This is a genomic window from Phaeocystidibacter marisrubri (assembly GCF_008933165.1).
Lineage (GTDB): Bacteria > Bacteroidota > Bacteroidia > Flavobacteriales > Schleiferiaceae > Phaeocystidibacter > Phaeocystidibacter marisrubri.
In genome coordinates this window covers 1-881 of sequence record NZ_WBVQ01000011.1, presented here as the reverse complement: position 1 = coordinate 881, position 881 = coordinate 1, and the positions used below count along the sequence as shown (strand labels likewise).

The window sequence follows — 881 nt, the reverse complement described above, 5'->3', positions numbered from 1 at the left end:
CGAAGAACGATACATTGAGATTCGAAGAATCCTCGAGCAACAAAGTAACTATCCGGTTGTAGGCATGGGTAGTGTTTCACCTGCTGTTTTTGAAAGCAAGGCAGAAGTCCGTGTTCTCGAGCATCAACTCAAGTCCGCTCAATCTGAACTTGAACGATTAAAGCGCTACAAAGAAGAGCGCGAAGATCTCAAGGATAAGATTCGGGATTTAGAGCGTGACAAAAGAGATCTGGAGCATCAAGTTTCAAAGCGATCAGCAATCCAGGAGTTCGGTGAACTGCTAAAGGATCCTGAAATCAAGAAGATGGGGCTTGGTATGATCAATTCCCAAAAAGGGGGGAGCCAGATTACCCATTCTTCAGGAGTTAAACAAGAAATGCAGAAATGGTTAGAGGTGTGCCAAGAAGAGGAGGCGACAGCAATGTATTCTCTTCTTAAAATGTCGGGGCACCCGGAACATGGAGAGGCATTTAACTCGGATTTTAATTCCCTTTTTGAAAAATACGCACACACACTACAAGAACAATAACCATGGCATTTGGACAAGCAAAGCACAAGATCGGAATCACAATTTGTGGAAGCTCAAAAGCGTCAGCAGAGCAAAAAGCAAAGCTGTTGGAAAAGATTGCTGCAAAGGCAGACTTAGCAAGTCTGAAGATTCTCGCGGATCTATCAGAAAAACCCAATGTGAATGGGCTCCTTAAGGAATACGAGCCTATTCTTCAATCCCTTTAATCATGGATAAACAAGCTCTAAAAGAGAAAACAATGACCTTCTTCACTCCCATCAATACTATCAAAATTGTCGGCGGTGCTGCCATTTTAGTCGGAGGGTATTTCCTTGTAAAGAGGTTGTTTACCAATGAGCAAAAGGAGCAGGAC

The 881-nt window shown here is 43.1% G+C and carries 2 protein-coding genes; both read left to right on the top strand.

Annotation, left to right across the window (positions count from 1 at the left end):
• On the top strand, positions 1 to 529 hold a 529-nt coding region (locus F8C82_RS14650), incomplete at its 5' end, for a hypothetical protein (RefSeq protein WP_223279621.1).
• 2 nt (positions 530 to 531) lie between these two features.
• Positions 532 to 735: a hypothetical protein gene (locus tag F8C82_RS14645; RefSeq protein ID WP_151694375.1), complete on the top strand. Its 204-nt coding sequence runs from the start codon at positions 532 to 534 to the stop codon at positions 733 to 735.
• Positions 736 to 881 lie beyond the last annotated feature (146 nt).

Bases quoted from the DNA above. Each gene is read 5' to 3' on its own strand.
- F8C82_RS14645 (WP_151694375.1), top strand. From the start codon at position 532: ATGGCATTTGGACAAGCAAAGCACAAGATCGGAATCACAATTTGTGGA.